This is a genomic window from Streptomyces sp. NPDC002867 (assembly GCF_053591895.1).
Genome location: NZ_JBSFUR010000002.1, coordinates 148198 through 164431, shown reverse-complemented (window position 1 = coordinate 164431; position 16234 = coordinate 148198). Strand labels below are relative to the sequence as shown.

Genomic DNA, 16234 nt, shown 5'->3' with positions numbered 1-16234 from the left:
CTTCAGTCCTTTCGTGCGGTACTCAGCTGAGACCGACTCAGATGTCGAGGAAGCGGACGTCCTTGGCGTTGCGCTGGATGAACGAGCGCCGCGCCTCCACGTCCTCGCCCATGAGCACCGAGAACAGGTCGTCGGCCTGCGCCGCGTCGTCCAGCGTGACCTGGCCGAGCACGCGGTGCTCCTGGTCCATGGTGGTGATGCGCAGCTCCTCGGCGTTCATCTCGCCGAGACCCTTGAAGCGCTGGATCGAGTCCTCCCTGATGCGCTTGCCGGCCTGCTTGCCGAGCTCGACGAGGGCGTCGCGCTCGCGGTCGGAGTACGCGTACTCGAAGTCGTCCCGGCCCCACTTGATCTTGTACAGCGGGGGACGGGAGAGGAAGACGTGGCCGGCCTCGACCAGCGGCCGCATGAAGCGGAACAGGAACGTCAGCAGCAGGGTGTTGATGTGCTGGCCGTCGACGTCGGCGTCCGCCATCAGGATGATCTTGTGATAGCGGAGCTTCTCGATGTCGAAGTCCTCGTGGACCCCGGTGCCGAAGGCCGAGATCAGCGCCTGGACCTCGGTGTTCTGCAGGATCTTGTCGATCCGCGCCTTCTCCACGTTCAGGATCTTGCCTCGGATGGGCAGGATGGCCTGGTACATCGGGTTGCGGCCGGACTTGGCCGAGCCGCCGGCGGAGTCACCCTCGACGATGAAGATCTCGCACTTGGTCGGGTCGTTGGACTGGCAGTCGCTCAGCTTGCCCGGCAGCGACGCCGACTCCAGCAGGCCCTTGCGGCGGGTCAGATCGCGTGCCTTGCGGGCCGCGACACGGGCGGTGGCCGCCTGGATCGACTTGCGGACGATGTCCGCGGCCTCGTTGGGGTTGCGGTCGAACCAGTCGGTCAGGTGCTCGTGGACGACCTTCTGCACGAAGGTCTTCGCCTCGGTGTTGCCCAGCTTGGTCTTGGTCTGGCCCTCGAACTGCGGCTCGCCGAGCTTGACCGAGATGATCGCGGTCAGACCCTCGCGCACGTCCTCGCCGGAGAGGTTGTCGTCCTTCTCGCGCAGCAGCTTCTTGTCGCGCGCGTACCGGTTGACCAGACCCGTCAGAGCGGCCCGGAAGCCCTCCTCGTGCGTACCGCCCTCGTGCGTGTGGATCGTGTTCGCGAAGGAGTACACCCCCTCCGTGTACTGCGAGTTCCACTGCATCGCGATCTCGACCGAGAGCATCCGCTCCTTGTCCTCGGCCTCGATGTCGATGACCGTGGGGTGGATGAGCTCGCCCTTGCGGCTGTTGAGGTACTTCACGAAGTCGACGATGCCGCCTTCGTAGTGGTACTTCACGGTGCGGGCCGGCTGCTCCTCGACCGCCTCGGCGGAGGCGTCCGCGTCGTCGGCGCGCATGGTCGCCTTCGCGGACTCGCGCTCGTCGGTCAGCGTGATCGTCAGGCCCTTGTTGAGGAAGGCCATCTCCTGGAAGCGCCGCGACAGCGTCTCGAAGGAGTACTCGGTCGTCTCGAAAACGTCCGGGTCGGCCCAGAAGGTGACCGCGGTGCCGGAGTCGGACACTTCTTCGTGCTTGGCCAGCGGAGCCGTGGGGACGCCCGACTTGTACTCCTGCGTCCAGCGGTAGCCGTCCGTCCTGATCTCGACGGCGAGCTTGTAGGACAGCGCGTTCACCACGGAGACACCCACGCCGTGCAGACCGCCGGAGACGGCATAGCCGCCGCCGCCGAACTTGCCGCCCGCGTGCAGCACGGTGAGCACGACCTCGACGGCCGGCTTCTTCTCGACGGGGTGGATGCCCACCGGGATGCCACGGCCGTTGTCGACGACGCGTACGCCGCCGTCGGCGAGGATCGTGACGTCGATCCTGTCGGCGTGGCCGGCCATGGCCTCGTCGACGGAGTTGTCGACGACCTCTTGGACGAGGTGGTGGAGTCCACGCTCACCGGTCGAGCCGATGTACATGCCGGGGCGCTTGCGGACCGCGTCCAGACCCTCGAGGACGGTGATCGCGCTGGCGTCGTACGAGGCGGTGACCTCGCCGTTCCCACCGGCAGCAGTGGACGGAAGGTTCTCGTTGGGGTTGCCGGAATCGGCCACGAAGCGCCCTTTCTGGCACAGCACAAGCCGCTCTCCGTCACTGCGGGACCGGCTGCGTCGTTCGGTATCTAATCGACGAGTCCCGCGAGAGGCGCGGGATTGTCCACCAGTCTACCGGTACCGGCGACACGAATGGGGGTTTGCCGGTAGCTGAGTCCGCATGTGCCGCCCTGAACCTCCTCCGTCCGACTCCCCATATGCGGGAAGGGGCTCCAAGAGGCTCACACGGGCTTTGAGAGCTTCGGGCTGTCAACCTCCGGCTACCCTGAGGGACACCTCGGACGTACCGTCCGGTTTCCCCTGTCGCGGCAGCCGCGCGACCGGGACCGGGTCAGCCGTACGTGTCCCCCGGGCCCGTGCTTCCCGGCGCCCGCAGCGGACCGAACCGGCGCTGCGGCCCGCCGGGGCCCAGCACCTTGATCACCCGGACCGTGCCGTGCCCCAGGTCCTCGTTCAGCCGCGCCACCAGCCGCGGAGCCAGCAGCCGCAGCTGCGTCGCCCACGCAGTGGAGTCGCACTGGACCGTCAGCACGCGCTCGTCCGGGTCCTCGTCGTAGCGCAGCGGTACGCAGTGCTTGGCCAGGTCCTCGCCGACGATCTGCGGCCAGCGGCCCATCACACCGCCCACGGCGGCCGGGGTCTCCCAGCCCCGTTCGGTGATCAGCCGGTTGATCGCCGCGCCCAGCGGCAGCGGATCGCGACCGTCCGCGCGCGCACCGGAGCGCAGCCCACCGCCGCGCCTGGCCTGCTTCTTCTGCTGCGCGGCCGCGCCCTTGGCCTTCGCCTGCTCCTTGGCCGCGCGCAGCGCGACGCGTGCCAGGTCGACACCCGAGGACTCGGGGACCCGGGCGGCCGAAGGGATCTCGTCCTCGCTCATACGCGCTCCACCTGCCCGTCGGCCACCGCGTACCGGGCGCCCGCCAGCACGTGCGGGACGTCGTCGTCGACCGCGGCCGTCACCAGCACCTGTTCACCAGGGGCCACCAGCTCCGCCAGGCGCTCCCTGCGACGTGCGTCCAGCTCGGCGAACACGTCGTCGAGCACGAGCACCGGCTCGTTGCCCTCGGCACGCAGCAGGTCGTAGGAGGCCAGCCGCAGCGCCAGCGCGTACGACCAGGACTCGCCATGGCTCGCGTACCCCTTCGCCGGGAGCTGTCCCAGCTTGAGCAGCAGGTCGTCACGGTGCGGGCCGACCAGGGTCACACCCCGCTCGATCTCCTGCTTGCGAGCCTCGGCCAGCGCGCCCATCAGCTGCTCGTACAGCTCCTCGCGCGTCATGGGCCCGGTGTGCTCGGCGCCCGCGGGACCGGAGGAGGAACGGTACTCCAGGGCGATCGGACCGCCGCCCGGGGCGAGTGCCTCGTACGCCTTGTCCGTCAGGGGCTGGAGGGTGGTTGTCAGGTCGAGCCGTCTGGCCAGCACCTCGGCTCCGGCCCGCGCCAGGTGCTGGTCCCATACGTCCAGCGTGGACATGTCCATGGAACGCCCGCCGTGCCGGCGCGCCATCGCGGCCGACTTCAGGAGGGTGTTGCGCTGCTTGAGCACGCGGTCGTAGTCCGAGCGCACTCCGGCCATGCGGGGCGATCGGGCCGTGACCAGCTCGTCGAGGAAGCGCCGGCGTTCACCGGGATCACCCTTGACCAGCGCGAGGTCCTCCGGCGCGAACAGGACCGTGCGTACGATCCCGAGCACGTCACGCGGCCTGACCTGCGAGGACCTGTTGATACGGGCACGGTTCGCCTTGCCCGGGTTGAGCTCGAGCTCGACCAGCTGGGAGCGCTCGCCCTGGGTGACGGCGGCGCGGATCACCGCACGGTCGGCCCCCATCCGCACCAGCGGAGCGTCCGAGGACACCCGGTGGCTGGACAGCGTCGCCAGATAGCCGACGGCCTCGACGAGATTGGTCTTGCCCTGGCCGTTCGCGCCCACGAAAGCGGTGACGCCCGGATCGAGAGGGACCTCGACCCGGGCGTACGAGCGGAAGTCGGCCAGCGACAGATGCGTGACGTGCATGGTGTGGCGCCGACCTTCCCCCGGCGAGGCTGTGCATGGCAGTGCACAGCCTGTGGATTACTTCTTGCTCTCCACCGCGTGGCCGCCGAACTGGTTGCGCAGTGCGGCGATCATCTTCATCTGCGGGGAGTCGTCCTGGCGGGACGCGAACCGCGCGAACAGCGACGCGGTGATCGCCGGCAGCGGCACGGCGTTGTCGATCGCGGCCTCGACGGTCCAGCGGCCCTCGCCGGAGTCCTGCGCGAAACCGCGCAGCTTCTCCAGGTGCTCGTCCTCGTCCAGGGCGTTGACCGCGAGGTCGAGCAGCCAGGACCGGATGACCGTGCCCTCCTGCCAGGAGCGGAAGACCTCGCGCACATCGGTGACTGAGTCGACCTTCTCCAGCAGCTCCCAGCCCTCGGCGTAGGCCTGCATCATGGCGTACTCGATGCCGTTGTGGACCATCTTGGCGAAGTGCCCGGCGCCGACCTTGCCCGCGTGGACCGAGCCGAACTCGCCCTCGGGCTTGAGCGCGTCGAAGACCGGCTGAACCTTCGCCACGTGCTCGGCGTCGCCGCCGTACATCAGCGCGTAGCCGTTCTCCAGGCCCCAGACACCGCCGGAGACGCCGCAGTCGACGAAGCCGATGCCCTTGGCGGCCAGCTCCTCGGCGTGCTTCTCGTCGTCGGTCCAGCGGGAGTTGCCGCCGTCGACGACGATGTCGCCGGGGGACAGCAGCTCCGCCAGCTCGTCGATCGTGGACTGGGTCGCGGCACCCGCCGGGACCATGACCCAGACGACGCGCGGGCCCTTGAGCTTGTTCACAAGCTCCTCGAGGCTGTGGACATCCGCGAGGTCCGGGTTGCGGTCGTAGCCGATGACGGTGTGGCCTGCGCGGCGAATGCGCTCACGCATGTTGCCGCCCATCTTGCCGAGGCCGACGAGACCGAGCTCCATCAGAGATTCCTCAATCGTTGTGTGCCGTTTCCTACCCGCGTCCGAGACTACGCCCGGACGCGGGTGCACACCTGTGGGGTCAGGCGCTCAAAAGCCGCTGATCAGCCGCTCAGTCGCACCGGCATGATCAGGTACTTGTACGCCTCGTCCGCCTCCGCGTCCACGGCCGGCTTGCCGCTCAGCAGCGCGGGCTTGGTGGAGGTGGTGAAGGACAGCTGGGCGACCGGGGAGTCGATCGCGCTCAGACCGTCCAGCAGGAAGGTCGGGTTGAAGGCGATCGAGATGTCGTCGCCCTCCAGCTGCGCGTCCACACGCTCCACAGCCTGTGCGTCGTCGCTGGAGCCGGCCTCCAGGATCAGCACGCCCTGCTCGAAGCTGAGGCGCACCGGGGTGTTCCGCTCGGCGACCAGGGCGACACGCTTGACGGCCTCGACGAACGGCGCGGTCTCGATGACGGCCACCGAGTTGAACTCGGTCGGGAACAGCGTGCGGTACTTCGGCAGGTCGCCTTCGAGCAGTCGGGTCGTCGTCCGCCGCCCGGCGCCCTCGAAACCGATCAGACCCTCACCGGCACCGGAGCCGGACAGCGCCAGGGTGACCGTGTCACCGCTGGTGAGCGCCTTGGCGGTGTCGAGCAGCGTCTTGGCGGGCACCAGGGCCACCGCGGAGGCGTCAGGGCTCTCGGGCTTCCACAGGAACTCCCGGACCGCGAAGCGGTAGCGGTCGGTGGAGGCCAGGGTGACGGTGTCGCCCTCGATCTCGATCCGCACACCGGTCAGGACGGGAAGGGTGTCGTCGCGGCCGGCGGCGATGGCGACCTGGGCGGCGGCGGAGGCGAAGACCTCGCCGGGCACGGTGCCAGTCGCGGTCGGCATCTGCGGGAGCGCCGGGTACTCCTCCACAGGCAGGGTGTGGAGGGTGAACCGCGAGGAGCCGCAGACCACGGTCGCCCGTACACCGTCTGTGGAAATCTCCACCGGCCGGTTGGGCAGGGCGCGGCAGATGTCGGCGAGCAGGCGGCCGGAGACGAGCACGGTGCCGTCCTCGTCGATCTCGGCCTCCACCGAGACGCGGGCCGAGACCTCGTAGTCGAAGCTGGAGAAGCTGAGGGCGCCGTCCTCCGCCTTCAGAAGAAGGCCTGCGAGTACGGGCGCCGGCGGACGGGCCGGAAGGCTGCGGGCCACCCAGGCCACCGCCTCCGCGAGTACATCGCGCTCCACCCGGATCTTCACCGGAACCGCCTCCTGCTGTTGCTGGCTCGCCCTGCTGGCCTTCGTCGTCGGCTTGATGCCGGAGACCAGTCTGACGCACGGCGCCGACAGCTGGTGCGGGTCGGGGTCAAGTCGCGCCAAGAGGTACCGGGCGCTCCGGGCGCGAGTTGTGCACAGGCCCCTCTTCCAAGCGAATTTCCCGGTAACTCTGAGTGGGAGTAGTAGTAGGGCCTGTGGAAACCGTGGATAACGCCTTCTGCGCAGGTCATGGCCCGTTTTTTGTCCACCGCGCCTGTGGGCGGGACCGGTGGACAACCGGGCGCTTCTGTGGACACGCGAAAGTTCTGCACACCCGATGCACAGCCCACAGGGACTTCTCCCCAGTGCCGTCCCCAGCTTTACCCACGTTCCCCACAGGCCAACCGACCACCTTGGTGTGATGCCTTTCACTCGACCCGGTGAGTCGGGATGTCGCGTTGCCGAACAGTGGACAGGGGTGGGGAAAAGCTGTGGGCAACGAGGCCCTGCCTGTGGGCCGCCGGTGGACAACGTGGATCAAGGTCTGTGGACGATTCGGCTGTCCACAGACTGTGGAGGGCGTCCGGCCACAAATCCACACCCCGCTGAGCTGGCCCTACAGTGCCTCCGCGAGCTGTCCTGTGGACCGTATCTGGACAACTTCCCGGTCCCCAGGCTGTGGACGGAAGATCGTCCCCACTCCTGTGGAGAACGGGCACCGGTCGGGACGTATTCGAACACAGCCGTCCCGTGACAGGACGGCACGGCGGCCTGCCGAGCGGCCCCGGCGCTCCGAGAAAGGCCCTGGAACGCCGAGAAGGCGCCCGGGATCTCCTCCCGTGGGCGCCTTCTCGGGCCGTGCCGGCGGCTGGGTCAGCCGTTCTTGATGCGGTTGGTGAGCTCGGTGACCTGGTTGTAGATCGACCGCCGCTCCGCCATCAGCGCGCGGATCTTGCGGTCCGCGTGCATCACGGTCGTGTGGTCGCGTCCGCCGAACTGTGCGCCGATCTTCGGCAGCGACAGATCCGTGAGCTCCCTGCACAGGTACATCGCGATCTGGCGTGCCGTCACCAGCACGCGGCTGCGCGAGGATCCGCACAGATCCTCGACCGTGAGGCCGAAGTAGTCGGCCGTGGCCGCCATGATCGCGGTCGCGGTGATCTCGGGAGCGGCGTCCTCGCCGCCGGGGATCAGGTCCTTGAGCACGATCTCGGTGAGACCGAGGTCCACCGGCTGACGGTTGAGCGAGGCGAACGCCGTGACCCGGATCAGCGCGCCTTCCAGCTCACGGATGTTCCGGGAGATGCGGGACGCGATGAACTCCAGCACCTCCGGCGGGGCGTTGAGCTGCTCCTGCACGGCCTTCTTGCGCAGGATCGCGATACGCGTCTCCAGCTCGGGCGGCTGCACGTCGGTGGTCAGACCCCACTCGAAACGGTTCCGCAGCCGGTCCTCCAGCGTCATCAGCTGCTTGGGCGGCCGGTCCGAGGACAGCACGATCTGCTTGTTGGCGTTGTGCAGCGTATTGAAGGTGTGGAAGAACTCCTCCTGCGTCGACTCCTTGCTCGCGAGGAACTGGATGTCGTCGACCAGGAGGATGTCCACGTCGCGATAGCGCTTGCGGAAGGTGTCGCCCTTGCCGTCGCGGATCGAGTTGATGAACTCGTTGGTGAACTCCTCGGAGCTCACGTACCGCACGCGGGTGCCGGGATAGAGGCTGCGCGCGTAGTGCCCGATGGCGTGCAGCAGGTGCGTCTTGCCGAGCCCCGACTCCCCATAGATGAACAGGGGGTTGTACGCCTTGGCCGGCGCCTCGGCGACCGCGACGGCCGCGGCGTGCGCGAAGCGGTTGGACGCGCCGATGACGAACGTGTCGAAGAGGTACTTGGGGTTCAGGCGGGCGTGCGGTTCGCCGGGACCGGGAGCGGGCGCGGGCTTGGCGCCGAGCGGTCCGGGCGCGCCCGAGGGGCCGCCGCGGTGCGGGGCCTGCGGCTCGGGCAGCTGGCGTTCGGCACGCGGGTCGTACTGCTGGCGCTCCGGCGGCTGCCGGTAGTCGTGCTGGGACCGGCTCGGCGGGGCGGAGGCGTACGGGTCGCGCTCCTGGAAGCCGCCGAGGCGCGGCTGCTGCCAGGAGAGGTCCTCCTGGGTACGCGGCCAGGCGCCGGGCTCGGGGCGCTGCTGCTGGTACTCGGGGTACGACGGGCGCACCTCCGGCAGGCCGTCGTCGGGGGACGGGCGGTGGCCGTAGCCGCCGTCGTAGGGGCTGCTCTGGCGCCCGCTCTCGTAGGCGTCGCCGCCCTGGCGCGGGCCGTCGTACGCGTCGGTCGGGCGGGAATCGTCGCGCTGAGGCCCTTGGTAGCGCTGCTGCTGATGCGCGGGCGGTGCCTGGGGGGCGGCCGGCTCACCCACAGAATCGTCGACGGTGATCGCGATCCGGATCGGACGGCCGCACTCGCGGCTCAGCGTCTCGCTGATCAGCGGGGCGAGGCGGCCCTCGAGCACCCGCTTGCCCCACTCATTGGGGACGGCGAGCAGCGCGGTGTCGGCGACGAGCGCGAGGGGCTGGCAGCGTTCGATCCACTGCTTGTCCTTGGGCTCGACGCCCTGCTGGCCCTCGTCCAGGAGCTGGTCCAGCACTCGTGGCCACACTGCGGCAAGATCGGCAGGTACATCAGCCACGAAGCACGCTCTCTCACAGGTCCCACGAATGTGTGGTTCTCGGGACGGGATGGGAAGACAGGCAGGAAAGGAATCCGAGTTCAGCCACGGTAGTCAGGCCGAGCCATGCGGTTCAAGTTGTTGTCCACAGCCTGTGCACAGCGGGGACCGTCAACGGCCTGGTTTGACCGGATGGCGTAGCCGCGCGTACCGTAACCAGGTCGAGTTGTCGATGGCTGCTGCCGCCTGCCTCCGATGGGCAAAGATCACGGTCTGTGATTGTGAAGCGGTGCACTCGGGCGTAATCGCGAGCTACTCGTGGGCGCACGGTGACAGCCAGGCGATGTCCCGCCATCAACGAATCATTTCTGGAGCCCCCGAGTGAGCAAGCGCACCTTCCAGCCGAACAACCGTCGTCGTGCGAAGACCCACGGTTTCCGCCTGCGCATGCGTACCCGTGCCGGTCGCGCCATCCTGGCGAACCGTCGCAGCAAGGGTCGCGCCAACCTGTCCGCCTGATCGCGTACAGGTCATGACGTGCTGCCTTCCGAGAATCGGCTGAGGCGGCGCGAGGACTTCGCGACTGCGGTACGCCGAGGACGCCGGGCCGGACGCCCGCTTCTCGTCGTCCATCTACGCAGCGGTGCAACGGACCCGCACGCGCCTGGGGAGAGCGCTCCCCCGACGTGTGCGGGTTTCGTCGTGAGCAAGGCCGTGGGCGGTGCCGTCGTACGCAACAAGGTCAAGCGGAGACTGCGCCACCTCATACGCGATCGGCTCTCCGAGCTGCCCCCCGGTAGCCTGGTGGTCGTACGGGCGCTGCCCGGTGCGGGCGACGCCGAACATGCACAGCTGGCCCGAGACCTGGACGCCGCTCTGCAGCGGCTGCTGGGAGGGGGCGCGCGATGAAGTACCCACTGCTGGCACTGATCAAGATCTATCAGTGGACGATCAGCCCGCTGCTGGGACCTGTCTGCAGGTACTACCCGTCGTGTTCCCACTATGGATTTACGGCCATCGACCGGCACGGTGCGGTGAAAGGCACGGCCCTGACCGCCTGGCGGATCCTGCGGTGCAATCCGTGGTCGCCGGGCGGCGTGGATCATGTGCCCCCGCGCAAGCGCCCACGGTGGCACGAAATGCTGCGCGATGCCTTGCGCGGCAGCAAGGGCGGGCACTCCGCCGCTGATGTGCCTGCCCTGGGGTCGGCCCCCGGAACCCCGAGCCCGGCCGCAGAGACCTCGCCCAATGCTCAAGGAGCCTGATTAGTGGACACGATTGCCAGTCTCTTCAGTTTTATCACCACACCTGTCTCGTGGATCATCGTCCAGTTCCACAAGCTCTACGGGGCGATCTTCGGCCCGGACACGGGCTGGGCCTGGGGACTGTCCATCGTGTCGCTGGTGATCCTCATCCGGATCTGCCTGATCCCGCTCTTCGTGAAGCAGATCAAGTCGACCCGGAACATGCAGGCGCTCCAGCCGAAGATGAAGGCGATCCAGGAGCGCTACAAGAACGACCGACAGCGTCAGTCCGAAGAGATGATGAAGCTGTACAAGGAGACGGGGACGAACCCCCTCTCCTCGTGCCTGCCCATCCTCGCGCAGTCGCCGTTCTTCTTCGCTCTGTACCACGTGCTCAGCAAGATCGCCTCGGGTGACGAGATCGGTGTCCTCAACCAGAGCCTGGTGAACAGTGCGCGTGAGGCGCACATCTTCGGCGCTCCGATCGCTGCGAAGTTCATGGACGACCCGGCCAAGGTCGAGGCACTCAACGCCTCCCTCACCGATGTCCGCATCGTCACCGCGATCATGATCATCATGATGTCGGCGTCGCAGTTCTACACGCAGCGCCAGCTCATGCAGAAGAACGTCGACCTCACCGTCAAGACGCCGTACATGCAGCAGCAGAAGATGCTGATGTACATCTTCCCGGTGATCTTCGCCGTCATGGGCATCAACTTCCCGGTCGGTGTCCTCGTCTACTGGCTGACCACCAACGTGTGGACCATGGGCCAGCAGATGTACGTCATCAACCAGAACCCGACGCCGGGCAGCAAGGCGCAGGACCACTACCTGCAGCGCCTCCTCAAGGGCGTCGTCGCGCACGGCGAGGTTCGCTCGCGCCGCAAGCGCTCGGTCGTCCAGGCGATCGTGGCCAAGGGGCCGGACCGCAACGAGAACGAGCGCCGGTTCATCACCGGGCTGGCCAAGGCCGGCCTGGCCGCCCAGGCGGACGGCACCGTGACGAAGAGCGAGACGGCCGAGGCCGAGGCCGAGGGCGGCAGCGGTGCCCAGCGGCGCCAGCAGCCCAAGCGGCAGAGCAAGGCGCGGCGCCAGTCCGCCGCCGGCACCGTGGGTGCGGCCAAGGGTGACGAAGCCCCGGCCGACTCCGTGTCCAAGACGTCGCTGCAGAAGGACGAGTCCGCCGAGGGCGTCCCGCCCAAGGCCGGCGGTGGCAAGGCCACCGGATCCCGCCAGACCAAGCCCGGACAGGCGAAGTCCGGGCAGCGCAAGGGCCAGCAGCGCCCCAAGCACCCGTCGTCCAAGAAGTAAGAAGGAGTCCATCCGTGACGGAAGGCACCATCTCCGCCGCCGCCGAGGGTGGCGACACCCTGACCCGCCTCGAGCAGGAAGGGGAGATCGCGGCTGATTACCTCGAGGGCCTGCTCGACATCGCCGACCTCGACGGTGACATCGACATGGACGTCGAGGCGGACCGCGCCGCGGTCTCGATCATCAGTGACGCGGGCAGCCGGGATCTGCAGAAGCTCGTGGGCCGGGACGGCGAAGTCCTCGAGGCCCTTCAGGAGCTGACGCGCCTGGCTGTGCACCGTGAGACCGGTGACCGCAGCCGTCTCATGCTCGACATCGCCGGATTCCGGGCGAAGAAGCGCACCGAGCTGGCCGAGCTCGGCGCCAAGGCGGCCAACGAGGTCAAGACCACCGGCCAGCCGGTGAAGCTCGACCCCATGACGCCCTTCGAGCGCAAGGTCGTCCACGACGCGGTCGCGGCCGCCGGTCTGCGCAGCGAGTCCGAGGGCGAGGAGCCCCAGCGCTTCGTCGTCGTACTCCCTGCTTGACCCACGTGTTCCCTCGGCCCCGTCTGTTCGCAGGCGGGGCCGATCTTTGTCAGCCTGATAGTCAGCCACCACAGCCCTGCGCGGCAGTGCGGTACGGAAGGACGGTTCCCGTGACGGAGGCAGCGGAGCTTCCCCAGGCGCCCGAGGCGGCGCGGACGGTGTTCGGAGAGCTTTTTCCGGAGGCCGTGCGGTATGCGGAGCTGCTCGCGGATGCCGGGGTCAAGCGCGGCCTGATCGGCCCGCGTGAGGTTCCCCGGTTGTGGGAGCGTCACCTGCTGAACTGCGCTGTGCTCTCCGAGGTCGTCCCGGAGGGGGTGACGGTGTGCGACGTCGGCTCGGGCGCCGGTCTTCCGGGCATCCCGCTCGCCCTCGTCCGGCCGGACCTCAAGATCACCCTTCTCGAACCCTTGCTGCGGCGTACGAACTTTCTGCAGGAGGTCGTCGAGCTGCTGGGCCTGGACCACGTGACCGTGGTCAGGGGCAGGGCCGAGGAGATGCTGGGAAAGGTTCCTCCGGTGCATGTGGTGACGGCGCGAGCCGTGGCACCGCTGGACCGCCTGGCCGGCTGGGGCGTCCCTCTGCTCCGTCCCTACGGCGAGATGCTGGCGCTCAAGGGTGACACCGCCGAGGAGGAGATCCAGAGCGCCCGGGCCGCGCTGAGCAAGCTCGGAGTCGTGGAGACCTCGGTCCTCCATGTCGGTGAAGGCATCGTCGACCCGTTGTCCACCGTCGTACGGGTCGAGGTGGGTGAAAGTCCGGGCGGTGTGAGGTTCGCCGCCAAGCGCGCGAAGGCCGCAAGGACAAGCCGAACTCGTCGCCGCCGCTGACCCTCAGCACGCTGAGCCATACAAGCTTCCATACGTACGCATTTCGGAGTGTCGTCCCGGTTCGGTGATGCGGCGCAGGCATCGTGTTTCACGTGAAACGTCGCTCACTGCTGCAGGGAATCATCAGCCGCGGCCGTGCTGCCGCGCCGACGAGGGGTCGCAAGCCCCTCTTGAGGGCTACCGAGTTGTCCACAGAGGTGGATTCCTCCACAGAACCACGGGCCTCGCTGGTTCACGACCCCGAAAGCATGGCAGGCTCTCCTCATCGCGAGCCTGAAGTCGAGGAGAGTGAATCCTTGCGGTCCGACGCCAACATCGCGGGACCGATGACCGATCCGGTCCCCGGTCCCCGTACCGAGTCCCCGGGGGAGGATGTTTCACGTGAAACACCGCCGCCCATGGACGACACCCCCATCGGCCGTGCTGCTCAGCTGGCTGTGGAGGCGCTGGGGCGTGCCGGTGAGGGGCTGCCCCGACCTGAACAGACACGCGTCATGGTTGTCGCCAATCAGAAGGGCGGCGTAGGGAAGACCACCACCACGGTCAACCTCGCCGCCTCGCTCGCCCTGCACGGGGCGCGCGTTCTGGTGGTGGACCTCGATCCCCAGGGCAACGCCTCCACGGCGCTGGGAATCGATCACCATGCGGAAGTTCCCTCGATTTATGACGTCCTGGTGGAGAGCAGGCCCCTCGCCGAGGTGGTCCAGCCCGTCCCCGACGTCGAAGGACTCTTCTGCGCTCCCGCCACCATCGATCTCGCCGGTGCGGAGATCGAGCTGGTGTCGCTGGTGGCGCGGGAGAGCAGACTTCAGCGCGCCATCCAGGCGTACGAGCAGCCGCTGGACTACATCCTGATCGACTGCCCGCCGTCACTCGGCCTGCTGACCGTCAATGCACTCGTCGCGGGTGCGGAGGTTCTCATCCCCATCCAGTGCGAGTACTACGCGCTGGAGGGGCTGGGCCAGTTGCTGCGGAACGTCGATCTGGTGCGAGGACACCTCAATCCCTCGCTTCATGTATCGACGATCCTGCTCACCATGTACGACGGCCGGACGCGGCTCGCCTCCCAGGTGGCGGACGAGGTGCGCAGCCACTTCGGGGATGAGGTCCTGCGGACGAGCATCCCCCGGTCGGTGCGTATCTCGGAGGCTCCGAGCTATGGACAGACGGTCCTGACCTACGATCCGGGTTCCAGCGGTTCCCTGTCATACCTTGAAGCCGCCCGGGAGATCGCGCTGCGTGGCGTGGGGGTCCACTACGACCCGCAGCACGCCCACGCGGTTCAGAACAATCAGCAGAATGTGTCGGAGGGGATCCAGTGAGCGAGCGACGTAGAGGATTGGGGCGTGGGCTCGGTGCGCTGATCCCCGCGGCTCCCCAGGAGCAGCAGGCACCGCCCTCGGCGGGTGCCGCGCCCTCTCCTGCGGCGGGTCCGGTGCTGACGGCGGACCGTGGGGTGGCCGCGGCCAAGGTCGCCACCCTCCCTGCGGCCGCCACCGCGCCGGACGGGATCGGTTCCGCCGTGGACATGGACGCCGCACCGCAGCCGAGCGAGCCGGCAGGAGCGCATTTCGCGGAGGTGCCGCTCGGTGCGATCACCCCCAATCCGCGACAGCCGCGTGAGGTCTTCGACGAGGATGCTCTCGCCGAGCTGATCACCTCCATCAAGGAGGTCGGTCTGCTCCAGCCCGTCGTCGTACGACAGTTGGGGCCGGACCGCTACGAGCTCATCATGGGCGAGCGCCGCTGGCGGGCGTGCCGCGAGGCCGGTCTGGAGCGGATCCCTGCGATCGTCCGGCACACCGATGACGAGAAGCTTCTGCTGGACGCCTTGCTGGAGAACCTCCACCGGGCACAGTTGAACCCGCTGGAAGAGGCGGCTGCCTACGACCAGCTCCTCAAGGACTTCGACTGCACCCATGACCAGTTGGCCGACCGCATCGGGCGCTCGCGTCCGCAGGTGTCCAACACGCTGCGCCTCCTCAAGCTCTCACCGCCCGTGCAGCGCAGGGTCGCTGCCGGCGTTCTCTCCGCGGGGCACGCGCGGGCGCTGCTCTCCGTGGACGACTCGGAGGAACAGGACAGGCTGGCCCACCGCATCGTGGCCGAGGGCCTCTCGGTACGGGCGGTCGAGGAGATCGTCACTCTGCTCAACTCCGGCCCCAAGAGCACGCCCAAGGCCAAGGGCCCGCGAGCCGGGACCCGGCTGTCCCCGGCGCTCACCGATCTCGCCTCCCGGCTCTCGGATCGCTTCGAGACGCGGGTGAAGGTCGACCTCGGGCTGAAGAAGGGAAAGATCGTCGTCGAGTTCGCGTCGATAGACGACCTCGAGAGGATCCTCGGCACCCTGGCCCCCGGGGAGGGCCGCGTCCTGGAGAAGGGGCTCGGTGAGGAGCTCGCCGAGGACGAGGACGTCTGAGGCTCTTCGATCACCATTGCCGAAAAGGGCGGGTCGTGTTCCGGTTCACGAGACACGACCCGCCTCTTGCCGTATTGCGGTATCCGTGTCGGGGCTGGGTGGATACGATGCGTTCTGGTATGACGCATCCACCTTGAGCCACCTCAGAGGGAGGGCGGGGGCCATGCGAGCGGTGAGCCGCAGCCAACTGGTGACAGCCGGTTTGGGACTTGGGGCAGTAGGCGGATTCGTCAGCAGCCTGCTTCGGGAGAGGAGCGCGCTGGCAGCCGCGCGGAGCGCGGCAGATCAGGCAAGAGAGGGTGAGTCTCCATGGGGCGCCGACTCGTACCGCTCACGCTCGACAACCTTTCGGACCTTCCCCAGCGCTGTCGTTCGTGTGTCTTCTGGGAGCTTGATCCGGTCAGCGGCGAAGCAGCGGTAAAGGCGGGGACTCCGCAGCTCGAGAAGGAGGCCTGGATCTCGGCGGTCCTTCTCGACTGGGGCTCGTGCGGCCGTGTCGTCTATGTCGACGACGCTCCGGTCGGTTTCGTCCTCTACGCACCGCCGGCCTATGTGCCCCGGTCGATGGCCTTTCCCACGAGTCCCGTCTCCGCGGACGCGGTGCAGCTCATCACCGCCTGGGTCATGCCCGGGTATCAGGGACAGGGACTGGGGCGGGTGATCGTCCAGACCGTCGCCAAGGACCTGTTGCGGCGGGGATTCCGGGCCATCGAGGCGTTCGGCGATGCGCGCTGGAAGGAGCCCGCGTGCGTCCTGCCGGCCGACCATCTGCTCGCGGTGGGGTTCAAGACGGTGCGTCCGCATCCGACGCATCCCCGGCTGCGGCTCGAGCTGCGGACGACGCTCTCCTGGAAGGAAGACGTGGAGCTGGCGCTCGATCGGCTGTTGGGCGCGGTGCAGAAGGAGCCGGCGCTCCGGCCGCTGTGAGGCCGACATGAGAATGGGCTCACCCCCATGTCGGGGGTGAGCCCATTCGATGTT

The 16234-nt window shown here is 68.2% G+C and carries 15 protein-coding genes; 9 read left to right on the top strand and 6 right to left on the bottom strand.

Annotated elements, in window-relative coordinates; genetic code table 11:
• Nucleotides 1-37: 37 nt before the first annotated feature.
• The 6 genes from gyrB to dnaA all read right to left on the bottom strand — a co-directional run bounded on the left by gyrB (nt 38) and on the right by dnaA (nt 8946).
• On the bottom strand, nt 38-2113 hold the full coding sequence (gene gyrB / locus ACWD0A_RS02310) for a DNA topoisomerase (ATP-hydrolyzing) subunit B (protein ID WP_451293781.1): 2076 nt from the start codon (nt 2111-2113) through the stop codon (nt 38-40).
• Nucleotides 2114-2420: 307 nt separating this feature from the next.
• Nucleotides 2421-2966: a DUF721 domain-containing protein gene (locus tag ACWD0A_RS02305; RefSeq protein WP_307714548.1), complete on the bottom strand. Its 546-nt coding sequence runs from the start codon at nt 2964-2966 to the stop codon at nt 2421-2423.
• Nucleotides 2963-4102, bottom strand: coding sequence for a DNA replication/repair protein RecF (gene recF / locus ACWD0A_RS02300; RefSeq protein ID WP_451293779.1), 1140 nt, complete (start codon nt 4100-4102; stop codon nt 2963-2965). Before recF ends, ACWD0A_RS02305 begins: the two co-directional genes overlap by 4 nt.
• A 57-nt stretch (nt 4103-4159) precedes the next feature.
• Complete coding sequence (gene gnd, locus ACWD0A_RS02295; protein ID WP_451294035.1) at nt 4160-5053, bottom strand: phosphogluconate dehydrogenase (NAD(+)-dependent, decarboxylating); 894 nt, start codon at nt 5051-5053, stop codon at nt 4160-4162.
• A gap of 86 nt (nt 5054-5139) precedes the next feature.
• The gene (gene dnaN / locus ACWD0A_RS02290) at nt 5140-6270 is read right to left on the bottom strand and encodes a DNA polymerase III subunit beta (RefSeq protein WP_177149470.1); all 1131 of its coding nucleotides are present in this window, start codon (nt 6268-6270) and stop codon (nt 5140-5142) included.
• Nucleotides 6271-7140: 870 nt separating this feature from the next.
• Nucleotides 7141-8946 carry a chromosomal replication initiator protein DnaA gene (dnaA, locus tag ACWD0A_RS02285; protein WP_451293777.1) on the bottom strand — a complete coding sequence of 602 codons (1806 nt, stop codon included), beginning with the start codon at nt 8944-8946 and terminating at the stop codon, nt 7141-7143.
• A gap of 360 nt (nt 8947-9306) precedes the next feature.
• Here dnaA and rpmH point away from each other — a divergent pair, with 360 nt between their 5' ends.
• The 9 genes from rpmH (at nt 9307) to ACWD0A_RS02240 (ending at nt 16180) form a co-directional block, all read left to right on the top strand.
• Nucleotides 9307-9444: a 50S ribosomal protein L34 gene (rpmH, locus tag ACWD0A_RS02280; protein WP_018846094.1), complete on the top strand. Its 138-nt coding sequence runs from the start codon at nt 9307-9309 to the stop codon at nt 9442-9444.
• Nucleotides 9445-9462: 18 nt separating this feature from the next.
• Nucleotides 9463-9834, top strand: a complete 372-nt coding sequence (gene rnpA / locus ACWD0A_RS02275; RefSeq protein WP_177149324.1) for a ribonuclease P protein component — start codon at nt 9463-9465, stop codon at nt 9832-9834.
• On the top strand, nt 9831-10190 hold the full coding sequence (gene yidD / locus ACWD0A_RS02270; protein WP_307714552.1) for a membrane protein insertion efficiency factor YidD: 360 nt from the start codon (nt 9831-9833) through the stop codon (nt 10188-10190). Before rnpA ends, yidD begins: the two co-directional genes overlap by 4 nt.
• A 3-nt stretch (nt 10191-10193) precedes the next feature.
• Nucleotides 10194-11480, top strand: coding sequence for a membrane protein insertase YidC (yidC, locus tag ACWD0A_RS02265; protein ID WP_451293774.1), 1287 nt, complete (start codon nt 10194-10196; stop codon nt 11478-11480).
• Between the two features lie 14 nt (nt 11481-11494).
• Nucleotides 11495-12007, top strand: coding sequence for a Jag family protein (locus ACWD0A_RS02260; RefSeq protein WP_177149321.1), 513 nt, complete (start codon nt 11495-11497; stop codon nt 12005-12007).
• A 110-nt stretch (nt 12008-12117) separates the two neighbouring features.
• Nucleotides 12118-12834: a 16S rRNA (guanine(527)-N(7))-methyltransferase RsmG gene (rsmG, locus tag ACWD0A_RS02255; protein WP_177149320.1), complete on the top strand. Its 717-nt coding sequence runs from the start codon at nt 12118-12120 to the stop codon at nt 12832-12834.
• Between the two features lie 248 nt (nt 12835-13082).
• The gene (locus tag ACWD0A_RS02250; protein WP_451293772.1) at nt 13083-14156 is read left to right on the top strand and encodes a ParA family protein; all 1074 of its coding nucleotides are present in this window, start codon (nt 13083-13085) and stop codon (nt 14154-14156) included.
• Complete coding sequence (locus tag ACWD0A_RS02245) at nt 14153-15253, top strand: ParB/RepB/Spo0J family partition protein (RefSeq protein WP_451293770.1); 1101 nt, start codon at nt 14153-14155, stop codon at nt 15251-15253. The genes ACWD0A_RS02250 and ACWD0A_RS02245 overlap by 4 nt, the downstream gene beginning before the upstream one ends.
• Nucleotides 15254-15562: 309 nt before the next feature.
• Entirely contained in the window at nt 15563-16180 is a 618-nt protein-coding gene (locus tag ACWD0A_RS02240) for a GNAT family N-acetyltransferase (RefSeq protein ID WP_307714556.1), read from the top strand.
• The last annotated feature ends 54 nt before the right edge of the window (nt 16181-16234 follow it).